Origin of the sequence: Macrococcus psychrotolerans (assembly GCF_038095555.1) — a bacterium.
Classification (GTDB): Bacteria; Bacillota; Bacilli; order Staphylococcales; family Staphylococcaceae; genus Macrococcoides; species Macrococcoides psychrotolerans.
This window is the reverse complement of the sequence record NZ_CP124591.1, coordinates 604149-619475: the sequence shown is the minus strand read 5'-3', so window position 1 is coordinate 619475 and position 15327 is coordinate 604149. Positions and strand designations below refer to the sequence as shown.

Sequence of the window (15327 nt, the reverse complement as noted above, 5' to 3'; positions counted from 1 at the left end):
AATAATAAAACCGAGCATAATAACAAATATGCTCGGTTTTATATATTTATTAATCTTAAGCCCATCCACGGTAACGTGCGGCTTCTGCTGTTCGTTTAATACCGATAATGTATGCTGCTAGACGCATATCAATATTTCTGTTTTGTGATAATGTATATACATTATCAAATGCAGTTACAAGCTTATCTCTTAACTTCTCATTAACTTCTTCTTCTGTCCAGTAATAGCCTTGATTATTCTGTACCCATTCAAAGTACGATACTGTAACTCCACCTGCACTTGCAAGTACATCTGGCACAAGTAGAATGCCGCGTTCAGTTAAAATTTTAGTTGCTTCAGGTGTTGTTGGACCATTTGCAGCTTCAACTACGATATCTGCTTTAATATCATGTGCATTATCACCAGTAATCTGGTTAGAAATTGCAGCTGGTACTAGAATGTCACAATCTAATTCGAATAATTCCTTATTAGTAATTGTATCTTCAAAAAGATTCGTTACTGTACCGAAGCTATCACGACGATCTAATAGATAATCGATGTCTAAACCATTCGGATCATGTAAAGCACCATATGCATCTGAAATTCCGACAACCTTAGCCCCAGCATCATATAAGAACTTCGCTAAGAAACTTCCTGCATTACCGAAACCTTGTATAACTACTCGAGCATCTTTAATCTGCTTACCACGACGTTTTGCTGCTTCTTCAATCGCAATTACTACTCCTAATGCAGTTGAACGGTCACGTCCTTGTGATCCTCCAAGTACAATCGGTTTTCCTGTAATAAATCCTGGAGAGTTGAATGCATCCATCATGCTGTATTCATCCATCATCCAAGCCATAATCTGACTGTTTGTAAATACGTCCGGTGCTGGAATATCTTTCGTTGGACCTACGATTTGAGAAATCGCACGAACATAACCACGAGATAAACGTTCAACTTCATGAATACTCATCTGACGTGGATCACACACGATACCCCCTTTACCCCCACCGTATGGTAGATCAACGATACCGCATTTTAATGTCATCCACATTGATAAAGCTTTCACTTCATCTTCATCAACATCCGGATGGAAACGTACCCCACCTTTAGTAGGACCTACAGCATCATTATGCTGAGCACGGTAACCCGTGAAAGTTTTAACCGAACCATCATCCATTCGTACTGGAATACGTACTGTTAATAGACGTAATGGTTCTTTCACTAAATCATACATACCTTCATCAAACCCTAATTTTTCTAAAGCTTCATGAATAATTTCCTGTGTAGATGACACTAAGTTAGTAGTTTCTGACATTTTATTCGCCTCTTTTTATATTCTATAATTCTACATTGTTAATTGTAACATATTAAAAAACTTTTAAAAGTCTAAAATTGAAAACGCTACCAACTATTTTGAAAATACTTGTTGTACTTTGTCGATCGCCCAGTCTAAATCTTCTTGAGAGATGATCAAAGGGGGTGCAAAGCGGATGACCGTGTCATGTGTTTCTTTACATAGTAACCCTAGTTCTTTAAGTTGTTCACAGTATGGACGTGCTGCTTCATTTAATTCAACACCAATAAATAATCCTTTACCACGAACTTCTTTGATTACTGGGTTGTCAATTTCTTTTAATTTGGACTGGAAGTATTCTCCTAATTCTAAGGAACGTTCTGCTAACTTCTCATCCACTAATACATCTAATGCTGCATTTGAAACTGCACACGCTAACGGATTACCACCAAATGTTGAACCATGACTACCTGCATTGAACACTTCTAAGATTTCTTTATCAGCTAATACACATGAGATTGGGAATACTCCCCCACCTAATGCTTTACCTAGAATATACATATCAGGGACTACATTATCCCAATCTGTAGCAAACATCTTACCGGAGCGTCCAAGGCCTGCCTGGATCTCATCGGCGATAAATAATACATTGTTTTCAGTACATACATCGCGCACTTGTCTTAAAAATCCATCTTCAGGAATATTGATACCTGCTTCGCCTTGAATTGGCTCAAGTAATACCGCAGCAGTGTTCGGTGTTATAGCCGCCTTAATCTGTTCGATATCATCAAACTCAACAAGTTTAAAGCCACCCAATAACGGACCATAGCCACGTTGGTATTCTGCTTCGCTTGATAATGATACGGCGGCCATCGTACGACCATGGAAGTTTCCTTTCATCGCAATGATTTCAGCTTGATCTTTCGCTACACCTTTAACATCATAAGCCCAGCGTCGTGCTGCTTTAATTGCAGTTTCAACTGCTTCTGCACCTGTATTCATTGGTAATACCATTTCTTTACCTGCAAGTTTACAGATCTTTTCATACCAGGGACCTAATTGGTCACTGTGGAAAGCACGTGAAGTTAATGTCACACGGTCAGCCTGATCTTTCAATGCTTGAATAATCTTTGGATGACGGTGTCCTTGGTTTACCGCTGAGTACGCTGATAACATATCCATATATTTGTTGCCTTCCGGGTCACTTACCCATACCCCTTCAGCTTCTGAGATCACGATTGGTAGCGGATGATAGTTTGGCGCTCCGTAATGATTTGTAATTTCGATAATATCTTGAGATTTAGTCATTATTATTCCCCTTTTTTAAAAACAGTAGTGCGGCGCACTACTGTTTAGATTTTATATAGATTAAAGCATTTCGGAAGTTGTACGACCTTGCATGTGCAGTACTAAGTAGTCCGGTCCGCCTGCTTTAGAATCTGTACCTGACATCTTAAATCCACCAAATGGCTGGTATCCAACGATTGCACCTGTACATCCACGGTTGAAGTATAAGTTACCTACCATGAAGTCACGACGTGCCTGTTCTAGATGTTCACGATTATTTGTAATAACCGCACCTGTTAAACCGTAGTCTGTATCATTTGCAAATTCGATTGCTTGCGTGAAGTCTTTCGCTTTAGTAATTCCGACAACAGGACCAAAGATTTCTTCCTGCATTAAGCGATCATCATGTTTTAGATCAACGAAAACTGTTGGATTTACAAAGTTTCCAACTGACTCCTCAGTTGTTCCACCTACAAGTAAACGTCCTTCAGATTTACCGATTTCAATGTATTCTTTAATTTTATTTAATGATTTCTCATCGATGACAGGTCCCATGAAATGTTCATTCGTCTCTGGGTTCCCTGCAGATAACTTTTCAGTTTTCTCTTTAACTAATGCAACAACTTCATCGTATACATCTTCAACGATGACTGCGCGAGAACATGCAGAACATTTCTGACCTGAGAAACCAAACGCTGATTTCACGATTGATTCTGCTGCTAATTCAATGTCTGCTTCAGAGTCAACAACGATTGTATCTTTACCACCCATTTCAGCGATGACACGTTTTAAGTTTAATTGACCTTCATGAACCTTCGCTGCACGCTCATAAATATGAACGCCAACGTCGCGGCTCCCAGTAAATGAGACAAAGCGTGTATCTACGTGATCTACGATGAAGTCCCCAATATCACGGCTTGAACCTGGAATATAGTTTACTACACCTTTAGGCATACCCGCTTCTTCTAATACTTCCATAAACTTATATGCAACAACCGAAGTATTACTTGAAGGTTTAAGTAGTACAGTGTTACCCGTAACTAGAGGTGCAACTGTTGTTCCTGCCATGATTGCTAATGGGAAGTTCCAAGGTGAAATAACAACACCCACACCTAGAGCGATATAGTCATAACGGTTATATTCACCTGGACGGCTCTCAACTTTTACGCCATCTTTAAGACGTAACATTTCACGTCCATAGAACTCAAGGAAGTCGATTGCTTCAGCTGTATCTGCATCCGCTTCGTTCCAAGGTTTACCAGCTTCTTTAATCATGATCGCTGAGAATTCATGTTTACGGCGACGAATGATTGCAGCCGCTCGGAATAAGATGTCTGCACGCATTTTAGGGTCTGTATTTCTCCATGTTCTGAATGTTTCTTTAGCAACTTTCATTGCTTGTTCAGCATGTTCTTGTGTTGCTTGTGATACATTACCGACTGTTTCTTCACGATTCGCCGGATTATATGAACGTACTTTATTATCCGTAAAGATACGCTCACCCCCGATAATGAGCGGATAGTCTTCTCCTAAATATCCTTTTACTGTTTCGATACCTTTTAGCATCGCCTGTTTATTCTCTTCTACAGTGAAATCTGTAAAAGGTTCATGTCTGTACGAAATCATTTAATATTTTCCCCCTTAGTATTATGGTTAGAAAACCCTTACATACATATAATGAACAATTTCTTTCAATAGTTCAACCCTAAATGCTCAAAATTTTACAAAAATTATTTATACATGTTCGCGAATAAAAATTATAGCTTTAATCCGCGTTCTATCCACCCGGGTAAACGTTCTTGAAGTGTCTCAAAACCAATAGATTCAGGCTCATTGAGCTGCTCCAGTACCGAACGCTTCGTTTTCTTTCTTTCTTGTTTCTTAAAGTATTCATTTTCTTTCAAACTTAAGTTGAGTTTCCCATCTCTTGAAACATTCAATACTTTAACCTTCACAATCTGTCCTACTGATAGCAACAAATTTAAATTGTGGACATAATCGTTCATTACTTCTGAGATATGGATCAGACCTTCAGTATGATCCTCAGTTTCAACGAATGCACCATATGGCTGAATGCCTGTAACCTTTACTTTTATAAACTGTCCCTTTTTATATGTCTTCTTCATCTTCATCCCTCATTTTCTTAAGCTTATTTTATCATAATTAAATCATTAAAAAAAATCATGTGAAGTCTACACTTCACATGATTGATCTAATGCATATATTTGTACCAGAACATCTGCTATTTCTGTTTCAGAAAGAGATGCGTCAAAACTGAATAGGAAGACATCTTGAATCTTTTCAATTGTGATTTTGTAAGGCAGTTTCTGATGAATGATATCCATGATTTCGTAATACTCCATATCGCCCTCGTTTGCATCTTCAAGCTGCATCGGATTCCATTGGTTTAAAATTTGATACATCTTAATATTAAATTCTGGATTCATGGTCTTTATCCTCTTTTAATCTTTGCATAACTTCTGCTTCAAATGCTTTTAACTTTTTCTCTTCCGCTTCTGAATTCTTCTTAAAGAAACGATATGTGATATAAGCAAGGACCATAAAAAAGATCAGCGAAATGACTGCAGGTATATACTCCCACTTATTTTCAGGGAAATATAGAAATTCCATCATAATAACTTCACACTCCTAATTTTATTATTATAACATGATGGATATAAAAAAAAATCATAAGTCATGACGATTTCATGACTTATGAATGATTAATTATTGTATTTCAATACGTTCGATAATCACATCTTCAAGAGGTTTATCTTGCCCGCCTACTTTTACTGCTGCAATAGTTTCTAACGTATCTGCACCTTCAACCAACTGACCAAATACCGTATGTTTCTGGTCTAACCATGGTGTGCCTCCATGTTCAGCATATGCATCAACAATTTCTTCTGGCCAGCCACCCTGCTTTAACTGTGATAACATTTGTGCCGGCACTTGTTTCATCTGTACGATAAAGAATTGTGAACCATTTGTATCCGGCCCTGCATTTGCCATCGATAATGCACCGTATAGATTGAAAGCTTCCATAGAAAATTCATCTTCGAATTTGTCACCATAAATACTTTCTCCACCCATGCCAGTACCAGTTGGGTCTCCACCTTGAATCATAAAGTCATTGATCACACGGTGGAACGTAATGCCTTCATAGTATCCTTTTTGTGATAACTGAATAAAGTTCTCTACAGTCTTTGGTGCAATTTCAGGAAATAACTTAAACTTCATTACACCTTTATTTGTATGCATTGTTACGAGTTTTTCATTTTCAGAAATTTCTGTACTTAATTGAGGAAAATTAGTCATTTTTCTCTCTCCTTCATGATATGATGTTTACAATAAACCATTTTAACATAAAGGATGATGAATATGTATTTTAGACTAATGCATAAAACAGGAATTTATATTGTAGAACATCTGGAATCAAGACCAAACGGCGAACTTGTCCAGGTTATAAACGTTATCACCCACCCCACTCAAGGTGATCTACATAACCGTAACGAAGTGGAAAATGTCTTTTTTCATGAACGCCGTGCACTAAGCTTCAAAGAAAAACGCATTGTTGATAAAAATTTATTGAAACCTTATGAAGCAGCTCCTCTGTCCTATGAAGAATCACTCCGTAATGCTATCAGTAAGATGGAAGAAAAACTTAATAAAGAGGATAGTGCATTTAATCAGCAGTCATTGGCAATGCTTCGAAATTTAAAGGGAGAATATGAAAGACAATATAAAGTTAAATTTTAAAGTTATATTGTTACAATTTCGTGAACTTTTGAATTTGGAAATATGTTTTCTTCTTATTTAAAGAAATATGAATTTTATATGTACAATGATATTTTATTCCAAGCAGTGTCGTTAATAAACTCACATTTTTCTGTATAATAGAGAATATGAAATTTAAAGGAGGTTCAATCGGTGTCTATATTATTAATCGTATTACTTCCAATCTTCGCTAGTCTTTTACCTGGCATTTTGGCAAAGTATATAAAAGGCATACATACAGGCTATTTTGTGTTACTTGTACCTGTTATCGCGTCACTCTACTTTTTATCGTTAATTCAAACAGTGATGCACGCACCCATCAACAAACACTTCACCTGGATGCCAAGTATCGGTCTCAACTTTGATATCCGTCTTGATGGCTTGGCATTGCTATTTACATTACTCATCTCAATCATTGGAACGCTTGTTGTATTTTATTCGATTCATTACCTGCATAAAGAGGAAGCGCTCGGTCGTTTCTATACATACTTATTATTGTTTATGGGGGCAATGTTAGGTGTTGTAACAAGCAACAATGTCTTATCGCTCTATTTATTCTGGGAGCTTACAAGTATCTCAAGCTTCCTGCTTATATCATTCTGGTACCACAAAGAGAAATCAACCGACGGGGCATTGAAGTCAATGCTAATCACAGTGTTTGGCGGATTGATGATGCTTGGTGGGTTGAGCATCCTAATCAGTATTACAGGCACACCTGTTATTTCTGATATGTTTATCCAAGCAACAAAAGTGCAGTCACACTCATTGTTCACGTTAGCAGCTATCCTTATTCTACTTGCAGCATTTACAAAATCTGCGCAGTTTCCGTTCCACATCTGGTTACCAGATGCGATGGAGGCACCGACACCTGTCAGTGCTTACCTGCATTCTGCAACGATGGTTAAAGCCGGCATTTATTTAGTTGCAAGATTTACACCATTATTTGCAGTGAGTAATACATGGACATATGCAATCGTTATCGTTGGATTATTCACAATGTGCTTTGCTTCTATTAAAGCAGTCAATCAAATTGATTTGAAAGGTATTTTAGCTTTCAGTACAGTCAGTCAGCTCGGACTTATCATGAGCTTACTCGGTATTGGGTCAATCAGTTTAAAAGCAGGACATGAAACAGCATATTATATTGCAGTTACTGCTGCTGTATTCCATATATTGAACCATGCAACATTTAAAGGTGCACTGTTTATGCTCGTCGGTATTATCGATCATGAAACAGGGACACGTAATATTCATAAGCTCAACGGCTTAATGTTTATCATGCCAATAACATTTACACTTACAACGTTAGGTGTACTCAGCATGGCTGGTGTGCCCCCGTTTAATGGATTTATCAGTAAGGAAATGTTTTTAGAATCTGTATTATTATCAGCAGAACATGGGTTATTTAATACATTACTAAGTGGGTTCCTACTACTATTGATGTTTGTCGGCAGTATATTTACATTTATCTACTCTTTAAAACTGATTAAAGATGTGTTCCTACCTAACAAAACCCAAAACAAAACTGAAAAGAAGCCACACGAAGCACCGATATTCTTTTTATTATCACCGATTATACTTATTTCAGTGATGTTGATAATATCAGTATTACCGGATATGTTCCGCCCGTTATTGCAATCAGCAACAAGTGCAATTGTGAACGATACTGTTACGTTAAAACAGATCCATCATTTCCATGGTATTAATACGCCTCTTTTAATTACGCTGGCAATCATTATTATTGGTAGTGTCCTGCTCTACTTTATTACAAAGTGGCAGAAGGTTTACCAGTTATGGCCTGCGCAATTAAAGTTGAATAACGTATATAATATTATATTAGATCAATCACAAAAGCTCAGCTACGAAGTGAATAGAAGACTTGTCTATCACTCTATTCGTTTCAGCATTTTAAGTATTTTCTCAACATTATTATTGATGTCTGTGTATGTGTTTTTAAAAACTGATCTCTCAATATACTTTGAATCCATTGCCAGTATTCGACTGTATGAACTTGTGCTTATATTAATCATCGTTATTGCAACGATAATGATATTAAAGGCTCAGTCGCGATTATTCAGTATTATAATGCTGAGTGCGATAGGCTATTCAATCGCTTTACTCTTCGTATTCTTTAAAGCGCCGGACCTTGCACTCACACAGTTGTCAATCGAAACCATTTCAACCGCTTTATTTCTGATGTGTTTCTATCACATGCCTAAGGAATACCGTCACGTTGAGGAAAAGAAATTTAAAGTTACAAATGTTATCATTGCCATTGCTACAGGTATAATCGTGTCACTCATTGCATTAGTATCTTATAGCAATAAACACTTTACATCTATTTCTGAATACTACATCAAAAATGTATATGATCTTGCAGCAGGAAAAAACATGGTCAATGTTATCCTCGTGGATTTCCGTGGTTTTGATACATTATTTGAATCAAGTGTGCTCGCCATTGCAGGAATCGGTATCTATACACTAGTCAGATTAAGAAAGACGAGAGGTGAACATAATGAAGAAACAAGATAATGATGTGATATTACAATTCTGTACGCTTGTCGTCTTCTTCATCATTGTAATGTTTGCATTCTCTATATTTATGAACGGACATTATTTGCCAGGTGGTGGTTTCGTTGGTGGATTATTAATTTCTGCTGCGTTACTGATCATATTAATCGCTTATGATATTAAGACTTTATATCGCATCCTGCCAATTGACTTCAAAAAAGTAATCGGTATCGGACTTATATTTTGCTATGCGACACCGCTTATCAGTTTATTGCAGGGCAAACCATTTTTTACGCATTCTTTTGGCGAACTACATGTACCTGTACTTGGCGCAATACATTATCATACAGCATTATTCTTCGATATCGGGGTAATGCTCGTCGTTATCGGAACGACACTGACAATCATCTTAACGATTGGAGAGAATGAATAATGGAAATATTAATAATTATTTTAAGCGGCATATTAGTTGCTGCTGGTGTCTATTTAATTCTTTCTAAAAGTTTAATTAGAATTATCATTGGTTCTTCAATTATTTCGCACGCAGTCAATTTGCTGCTTCTTACTAGCGGCACTTTAAAAAATGCTGCTTCTCCGATTTATTCCGGAAAGCATAAAATATATGTTGATCCTATTCCACAGGCACTGATCTTAACAGCTATCGTTATCAGCTTTGCCGTAACTGCATTTTTCCTTGTACTCGCTTTTCGTAGCTATAAAGAACTCGGAACTGATAACGTAGCTGATTTTAAGGGGGTGCCGGATGATGAGTAACTTAGTTATAATGCCGATCATTCTGCCCGCAATTACCGCAATTATATTAATCCTGATTGGTAAACGTCCAATCATCAAGCGTATGGTGGCTTTTTTCGGCACATTAATCACACTTATTGCAACTGTGATACAGTTCTTTCATGTATACAAGAATGGAACGACATATCTAGAGCTCGGGAACTGGAAAGTACCTTATAGTATCGTCCTTGTTTCTGATATGTTTGCTTCAATTCTTGTAGTAACTTCTACATTTATTACATTGCTCATGATCTTCTACTCTTTCCAGACAATCGGAAAAGATCGTGAAACTTATTATTACTATACTTCTGTAATGTTTATGCTTGCGGGACTTAACGGTGCATTTACAACAGGAGATATCTTTAACTTGTTCGTATTCTTCGAAGTTTTCTTAATTGCTTCCTATGTTCTGATGATCATCGGAGGAACGAAGATACAGCTACAGGAAAGTATTAAATATATTTTGGTCAATGTCACATCTTCTGCCTTTTTCGTGCTGGCAATTGGGATGCTTTATTCTGTAGTCGGCTCGCTGAACATGGCAGATATCAGCAGTAGAATATCAACGATTCAGGATCAGGATATTATTATCGTTGTATCTATTCTATTTATCTTCATATTTGCAACGAAAGCGGGAATGTTCCCACTTTATTTCTGGCTACCGGGCGCTTATTATGCACCGCCGATACCAATCCTAGGATTGTTTGGGGCATTACTTACGAAAGTCGGTGTCTATGCAATCTATAGAACATATAGCTTGTTCTTCAGTTATTCAGGACCTGTAGTAACAAATATATTACTTGTCCTTGCATTGCTCACAATAATATTCGGCTGTATCGGTGCGATTGCATATTTCGATATGAAGAAGATTATTATTTATAACATTATGATTGCAGTCGGTGTAATTATTATGGGTATCGTCATATTTACAAAAGAGTCTACAATCGGTGGCATATACTATTTAATTCACGATATGCTCATTAAAGCAAGTCTCTTTATGCTAGTCGGTGTGATCATTAAGATCACAGGAGAAACAGATATTAGAAATATCAGCGGCTTAATTAAACGCTATCCTGTGCTCGGGTGGACATTCTTTATTGCAGCTTTATGCTTAGCTGGTATTCCACCACTCAGTGGATTCTTCGGTAAATTTTTTATCGTAAAAGCGGCCTTTATAGAAGGTTATACTGCAAGTGCACTTATCATTTTGATCAGTAGCTTGATCGTACTGCTCTCTGTTATAAAAATCTTTATCATGGTATTTTTCGGTGATGATAAGGGAATTGTATATGAAACCAAACCTTATCATAAAATGCTGATTGCTTCTGTTATCATGACAACAGTGGCTGTATTATTTGGATTATGCAGTGAACAACTTTATCCGTATATAGCGACTGCAGCTGAGCATATTTATAATCCAGCGTCTTACGTTAAAGCTCTGGGGGTGAAATAATATGGCAATACAACTTATTATTCATATCGGACTAATGATCATGTGGGTGATCATGACCAGCTCAGCTTCACTTGGCAATTTAATATTAGGATATCTGTTTGGATTGTTTGCACTGTATATTATGCGTCCATTCCTGCCAGGTGGATTTTATCTCATTCCGTTTCTTAAAGTATTACGATTATTTGCAATTTTTATTATTGAACTCTTTAAAGCAAATATCGGTGTCTTAAAGATTGTTATGTCACCAAAAATCGATATAAAACCTGCATTTTTCACATATGAGACATCTCTAAGAAAAGACTGGGAGATTAGCCTATTATCTCTGCTCATCACGCTTACACCTGGTACAGTCGTTGTTGCTGTGAGTGATGATAAATCTAAACTTTATATTCATTCGATTGATTTTAGTGATATCGAATCTGAATGTGAAGGGATCAAACAGTCTTTTGAAAAAGCGATAAAGGAGATTGGTATCCAATGATCAATATGGATTTAATAATTATTATCGCACTGATTCTCGTTTCTTTTGCGATGCTCGGAATACTTTACCGTGTAATAAAAGGTCCTACGCTAGCAGACCGCGTGGTCGGTCTGGATGCATTAGGCATTTCACTGATGGCAATGATCGCCTTATTTTCAGTATTATTAAATACAAAGTATTTCATTAGTATTATCATGTTACTCGCAGTTCTCGCTTTCTTAGGCACAACAGCGTTTGCGAAATTTATGCAAAAAGGAGAGATCGTTGAATATGATCGTAACAATCGTACAGATCATTAGCATTATCTTTATTATGATTGGTGCACTGCTGTCATGTGTCAGTGCAATCGGGCTTATTCGTCTTCCTGATGTGTATACAAGAGCGCATGCTGCAGGTAAATCATCAACGCTAGGTGTCATGTCTATGATGTTCGGTGTTTTCTTACACTTCCTGGCACGAGATCATCACTTTGAACCGACATTACTTCTTGCAATTTTATTTATCTTTACGACAGGACCTATTGGATCTCATCTTATTATGCGCAGTGCCTATTACAGTGGTACGAAGTATACGGATAGTACAGTTAGAGATGATTTAAAGGACGTTAAATAAATCAGAATATAGAACAAACGCATCCGTAACTTTAACGGATGCGTTTGTTTTATTTCTTCTTCTTGATTGCAATGGTCGCTCTGCTAATACTGATCAGTGTTTCGCCTTGAACTACTTCCATCTGCCAAACATGTGCAGACTGACCTTTGTGGACGATGCTCGCACGTACTTCTACTATCCCGCTATTCACACTTCTGATGTGATTGGCATTGATTTCTAATCCTAGCGGAATTTCATCGTCTGAAGCGAGAAGTTTTGACCCGAGTGAAGCGGCTGTTTCACATAAGGCGACAGTCGCACCTCCATGGAGATATCCAAAAGGCTGCGTCACTTCTTCAATGACTGGCATCGTAAGTACTATCGTCTGACCATCGAAAGAGTGAAACTTCATATTTAAGTGGTTCAATAAATTGTTCTGTTCAAATAATTGATGAATCGCTTCCATATAGACTCCTATCGTTTTTAACTATAATATCATTGCAGCGATAAACCCACAAATAATTAACGGAATATTAAATAATAGGAATGTCGGTACACATGTATCCCAAATATGATGGTGCTGACCATCCATATTCAATCCAGCGGTTGGACCTAACGTAGAATCACTAGCAGGACTACCTGCATCTCCTAAAGCAGCGGCCGTACCGATAACTGCGATTATTGCCGCAGTTGATAAACCGATAGATTCACCAAGTGGAATAAATAATGCTGCAATAATCGGAATGGTTGCAAATGATGATCCAATACCAAGTGTTACAATCAGTCCGACGATTAACATAAATATAATCGTCAATACTTTTGAGCCACTTGTAAAGTCTACCATACCCGCAACTAAACGTTCAACATCACCTGTTGCTGACATTACACTGGCGAATCCATTCGCTGTGAGCATGACGACACCGATATATGCCATAATCTTGATGCCTGAGACAAGTTCGTCATCAAGTGTCTTCCAGTCAAATGCAAATGACAGAAAGAATACTAGAATCCCAGCCAGTGCACCGAAAATCATGGATTCTGTCGTAAGCTGTACTAGAAAGGTTGCAGCAATTGCTACTATAGAAACCATGACAACGTATGGTTTCAATGCTTTTCTCGGAGCCTCTTCTTTAAATTGAACCCTCTTATATTCGCGTGGTTTCCTGAATATTATAAACGCTAGTATTAACCCGATAACAAATCCTAACGATGGAATAATCATCGCAGGGAAAATCTGGTTCATTTCTATAGGATGGGCTGCTTTATCAAAACCTTTTTTGATAATGCCATGGAAGATATAACCGAAACCATATGGCATCAGCACATACGGAAAGTTTAATCCGAACGTAAGGATTACCGCAATTAATCGTCTATCGATTTTGAGTTCATTGAATAAACTTAAAAGTGGCGGAATAATAATTGGAATAAAGGCAATATGTACCGGTAAAATGTTCTGAGACATACATGCAATACTAATCAGTGACACAAGTATCGTCACTTTCGTAACTGTTCTTGTCTTTACTGTGTTATCCCTTTTAAGCATATTGATAATTTTTTCAACGAAATAATCTGTAATACCACTATAAGATAATATCGCTGCAAACCCTCCGAGCAATGCATAGCTCAGTGCAACTTCACTACCGTCGACAATTCCTCCTGTAAAGGTAACGATCGTCTTATCTATCCCGAGTCCAGAAACAAGCCCTCCTGCTAGTGCACCGATAAATAATGACAGCACGACATTCAGTCGACATAAACTTAATATAACCATTACAAGTACTGCGATTAAAACTGCATTCATCTTCTCAACCTCACTTTAGTTCTCTAATATATTAGCATACTAAAGTAATTTTTACTTTTCGTCAACCGATTTAACTAATTTATTTAAAATATACTGATAATAGCTTGTCAAATTCCAATATTGTCCGAGATCAATCCAGTGAAACCATTTACTTTCATCAAACAGCAACTTTCCTGCTGTAGCCTCTGTCAGTACAGACTCCGCTGCTGCCATATCATAACGAAAGCGAATAGGAAGTGATAAACCAATCAAAGTATCGATATATGTGCTTGATGTTCCACTGATTGTTATACATGCTTCGTCGTTAAGGTGCGTCAGAATTACGGGCTTTTTTCTATATTGCTTTGCATAACTGAGTGCATCATAGATGATAGCATATGGTACGGGTGCATCGATTTCAAGCAGACGGTTATTATATGCAATTCTCGTCGCTAATTGTGTATCAGACTGATAAACTATCTTTATCATATCTTCATGCTTCAGTTCAACATGATAGAGCGCACTTTCCGGTTGACTAATAATAATATAGAGTCGTTCATTATCTCCGATCACTTCTTCTACATGCTCTATTTTGTCATAAGAGAGCGGAAAATAACGTTCGATTTCAAATGCTTTATGATGATATACCGCTGCATCATAAAGCATCGTTTCAGCTTTTATTACCTCTTTCTTTTGCTTCTTCTGTATCAGTTCTGAAATCATGCTGACCAATTCATTGTCAAGATAATGCGAGAGCAATGTGAAATCAACGCTCACTTCTACATGTATTGAGTGAAGCGTATTAATCTTGTGCATCAGCTTTCTTACATCACTGAATTGGTAGTGTTTTAAATTACCACATGGAATCAAAGTATAATGCTTACCATTAATTTCTCTGATGATAATTTCGTTACTATGCAACGGATATACCGTCTTAATATCATTAAATATGTCGTTATCAATATAAGGTTTCAACTGGCTTATTTGTGATGGTAAAAAACACATATAGCTTGCTATATGTGCCTTAATTTCATTATTCATCTGTTCACCTCTAAAACATACTGTAACCGTTACGACGTAAATTGCGAATCACAAACCCTGCAGTAATTGCACCGATGAGTCCACCGGATAACATTAGAATATCGGCAGGCATCAAATGTGTGATTCCACGTATAAGCTGGTTGAATGCAAATTTTGGTTTCAGTATATAATCTGCTGTAGAAATCTTATCCACAATCGCAAATACGACAAAAGGATAAAGCGCTGTCATAATCCACGTAGATTTTAACAGCATATTGAGAATAAACGCTATTCCGAAAAACAATACAAAAAACAAGATAGTAGATATAATTAATTGTAATAATGCTGTCACTTGA

General features: G+C 37.1%; 19 protein-coding genes. 8 read left to right on the top strand and 11 right to left on the bottom strand.

Translation table 11 applies throughout. The features are described 5' to 3' along the window. Positions 1-55: 55 nt before the first annotated feature. The 7 genes from QA539_RS03260 to QA539_RS03230 all read right to left on the bottom strand — a co-directional run bounded on the left by QA539_RS03260 (position 56) and on the right by QA539_RS03230 (position 5884). Entirely contained in the window at positions 56-1300 is a 1245-nt protein-coding gene (locus QA539_RS03260) for a Glu/Leu/Phe/Val family dehydrogenase (protein ID WP_099482529.1), read from the bottom strand. 93 nt (positions 1301-1393) lie between these two features. After that, complete coding sequence (locus QA539_RS03255) at positions 1394-2587, bottom strand: ornithine--oxo-acid transaminase (RefSeq protein ID WP_219494215.1); 1194 nt, start codon at positions 2585-2587, stop codon at positions 1394-1396. 60 nt (positions 2588-2647) lie between these two features. Next, positions 2648-4192 (bottom strand): L-glutamate gamma-semialdehyde dehydrogenase, encoded by a 1545-nt coding sequence (gene pruA / locus QA539_RS03250; protein ID WP_283711578.1) that lies wholly within the window; start codon positions 4190-4192, stop codon positions 2648-2650. Between the two features lie 131 nt (positions 4193-4323). Further along, the gene (ygs, locus tag QA539_RS03245; protein WP_219494211.1) at positions 4324-4692 is read right to left on the bottom strand and encodes a S1 domain-containing post-transcriptional regulator Ygs; all 369 of its coding nucleotides are present in this window, start codon (positions 4690-4692) and stop codon (positions 4324-4326) included. A gap of 66 nt (positions 4693-4758) precedes the next feature. After that, positions 4759-5013 (bottom strand): DUF1871 family protein, encoded by a 255-nt coding sequence (locus QA539_RS03240; protein ID WP_219494209.1) that lies wholly within the window; start codon positions 5011-5013, stop codon positions 4759-4761. After that, positions 4997-5197 (bottom strand): hypothetical protein, encoded by a 201-nt coding sequence (locus QA539_RS03235; protein WP_419895425.1) that lies wholly within the window; start codon positions 5195-5197, stop codon positions 4997-4999. Before QA539_RS03235 ends, QA539_RS03240 begins: the two co-directional genes overlap by 17 nt. A 96-nt stretch (positions 5198-5293) precedes the next feature. Then, complete coding sequence (locus tag QA539_RS03230; RefSeq protein ID WP_219494205.1) at positions 5294-5884, bottom strand: peptidylprolyl isomerase; 591 nt, start codon at positions 5882-5884, stop codon at positions 5294-5296. Positions 5885-5947: 63 nt separating this feature from the next. Between QA539_RS03230 and QA539_RS03225 the strand changes: the two genes are divergently transcribed. From QA539_RS03225 to mnhG, 8 genes are all read left to right on the top strand, one after another. Next, the gene (locus tag QA539_RS03225; protein WP_219494204.1) at positions 5948-6325 is read left to right on the top strand and encodes a kinase-associated lipoprotein B; all 378 of its coding nucleotides are present in this window, start codon (positions 5948-5950) and stop codon (positions 6323-6325) included. 171 nt (positions 6326-6496) lie between these two features. Further along, positions 6497-8875, top strand: coding sequence for a Na+/H+ antiporter subunit A (locus tag QA539_RS03220; RefSeq protein WP_419895424.1), 2379 nt, complete (start codon positions 6497-6499; stop codon positions 8873-8875). Then, positions 8859-9287, top strand: a complete 429-nt coding sequence (locus QA539_RS03215) for a Na(+)/H(+) antiporter subunit B (protein ID WP_219522166.1) — start codon at positions 8859-8861, stop codon at positions 9285-9287. Before QA539_RS03220 ends, QA539_RS03215 begins: the two co-directional genes overlap by 17 nt. Continuing rightward, complete coding sequence (locus QA539_RS03210) at positions 9287-9628, top strand: Na(+)/H(+) antiporter subunit C (RefSeq protein WP_219494200.1); 342 nt, start codon at positions 9287-9289, stop codon at positions 9626-9628. The genes QA539_RS03215 and QA539_RS03210 overlap by 1 nt, the downstream gene beginning before the upstream one ends. Then, positions 9618-11099: a Na+/H+ antiporter subunit D gene (locus QA539_RS03205; protein WP_419895423.1), complete on the top strand. Its 1482-nt coding sequence runs from the start codon at positions 9618-9620 to the stop codon at positions 11097-11099. The genes QA539_RS03210 and QA539_RS03205 overlap by 11 nt, the downstream gene beginning before the upstream one ends. 1 nt (position 11100) lies before the next feature. After that, the gene (locus QA539_RS03200; protein WP_219494196.1) at positions 11101-11580 is read left to right on the top strand and encodes a Na+/H+ antiporter subunit E; all 480 of its coding nucleotides are present in this window, start codon (positions 11101-11103) and stop codon (positions 11578-11580) included. After that, on the top strand, positions 11577-11879 hold the full coding sequence (locus QA539_RS03195; protein ID WP_012656481.1) for a Na(+)/H(+) antiporter subunit F1: 303 nt from the start codon (positions 11577-11579) through the stop codon (positions 11877-11879). The genes QA539_RS03200 and QA539_RS03195 overlap by 4 nt, the downstream gene beginning before the upstream one ends. Beyond that, the gene (gene mnhG, locus QA539_RS03190; protein WP_219494812.1) at positions 11851-12192 is read left to right on the top strand and encodes a monovalent cation/H(+) antiporter subunit G; all 342 of its coding nucleotides are present in this window, start codon (positions 11851-11853) and stop codon (positions 12190-12192) included. Before QA539_RS03195 ends, mnhG begins: the two co-directional genes overlap by 29 nt. Positions 12193-12241: 49 nt before the next feature. Here mnhG and QA539_RS03185 read toward each other — a convergent pair whose 3' ends face one another. Genes QA539_RS03185 through QA539_RS03170 form a run of 4 tightly spaced genes read right to left on the bottom strand, consistent with a single transcriptional unit; the run spans position 12242 to position 15323 of the window. After that, the gene (locus tag QA539_RS03185; protein ID WP_283721775.1) at positions 12242-12637 is read right to left on the bottom strand and encodes a PaaI family thioesterase; all 396 of its coding nucleotides are present in this window, start codon (positions 12635-12637) and stop codon (positions 12242-12244) included. A 21-nt stretch (positions 12638-12658) separates the two neighbouring features. Beyond that, positions 12659-13972: a Na+/H+ antiporter family protein gene (locus QA539_RS03180; RefSeq protein WP_419895422.1), complete on the bottom strand. Its 1314-nt coding sequence runs from the start codon at positions 13970-13972 to the stop codon at positions 12659-12661. Between the two features lie 51 nt (positions 13973-14023). Then, on the bottom strand, positions 14024-14992 hold the full coding sequence (locus QA539_RS03175; protein WP_283721777.1) for a hypothetical protein: 969 nt from the start codon (positions 14990-14992) through the stop codon (positions 14024-14026). Between the two features lie 10 nt (positions 14993-15002). Beyond that, a complete protein-coding gene (locus QA539_RS03170; protein ID WP_283721779.1) occupies positions 15003-15323 on the bottom strand; it encodes a YuiB family protein in 321 nt (106 codons plus the stop codon). Positions 15324-15327 lie beyond the last annotated feature (4 nt).

Bases quoted from the DNA above. Each gene is read 5' to 3' on its own strand.
- QA539_RS03255 (WP_219494215.1), bottom strand. From the start codon at position 2,587: ATGACTAAATCTCAAGATATTATCGAAATTACAAATCATTACGGAGCG.
- QA539_RS03240 (WP_219494209.1), bottom strand. From the start codon at position 5,013: ATGAATCCAGAATTTAATATTAAGATGTATCAAATTTTAAACCAATGG.
- QA539_RS03180 (WP_419895422.1), bottom strand. From the start codon at position 13,972: ATGAATGCAGTTTTAATCGCAGTACTTGTAATGGTTATATTAAGTTTA.
- QA539_RS03210 (WP_219494200.1), top strand. From the start codon at position 9,287: ATGGAAATATTAATAATTATTTTAAGCGGCATATTAGTTGCTGCTGGT.
- QA539_RS03235 (WP_419895425.1), bottom strand. From the start codon at position 5,197: ATGGAATTTCTATATTTCCCTGAAAATAAGTGGGAGTATATACCTGCA.
- mnhG (WP_219494812.1), top strand. From the start codon at position 11,851: ATGATCGTAACAATCGTACAGATCATTAGCATTATCTTTATTATGATT.
- QA539_RS03195 (WP_012656481.1), top strand. From the start codon at position 11,577: ATGATCAATATGGATTTAATAATTATTATCGCACTGATTCTCGTTTCT.
- ygs (WP_219494211.1), bottom strand. From the start codon at position 4,692: ATGAAGAAGACATATAAAAAGGGACAGTTTATAAAAGTAAAGGTTACA.
- QA539_RS03215 (WP_219522166.1), top strand. From the start codon at position 8,859: ATGAAGAAACAAGATAATGATGTGATATTACAATTCTGTACGCTTGTC.
- QA539_RS03200 (WP_219494196.1), top strand. From the start codon at position 11,101: ATGGCAATACAACTTATTATTCATATCGGACTAATGATCATGTGGGTG.
- QA539_RS03260 (WP_099482529.1), bottom strand. From the start codon at position 1,300: ATGTCAGAAACTACTAACTTAGTGTCATCTACACAGGAAATTATTCAT.
- QA539_RS03225 (WP_219494204.1), top strand. From the start codon at position 5,948: ATGTATTTTAGACTAATGCATAAAACAGGAATTTATATTGTAGAACAT.
- QA539_RS03205 (WP_419895423.1), top strand. From the start codon at position 9,618: ATGATGAGTAACTTAGTTATAATGCCGATCATTCTGCCCGCAATTACC.
- QA539_RS03185 (WP_283721775.1), bottom strand. From the start codon at position 12,637: ATGGAAGCGATTCATCAATTATTTGAACAGAACAATTTATTGAACCAC.
- QA539_RS03175 (WP_283721777.1), bottom strand. From the start codon at position 14,992: ATGAATAATGAAATTAAGGCACATATAGCAAGCTATATGTGTTTTTTA.
- QA539_RS03230 (WP_219494205.1), bottom strand. From the start codon at position 5,884: ATGACTAATTTTCCTCAATTAAGTACAGAAATTTCTGAAAATGAAAAA.
- pruA (WP_283711578.1), bottom strand. From the start codon at position 4,192: ATGATTTCGTACAGACATGAACCTTTTACAGATTTCACTGTAGAAGAG.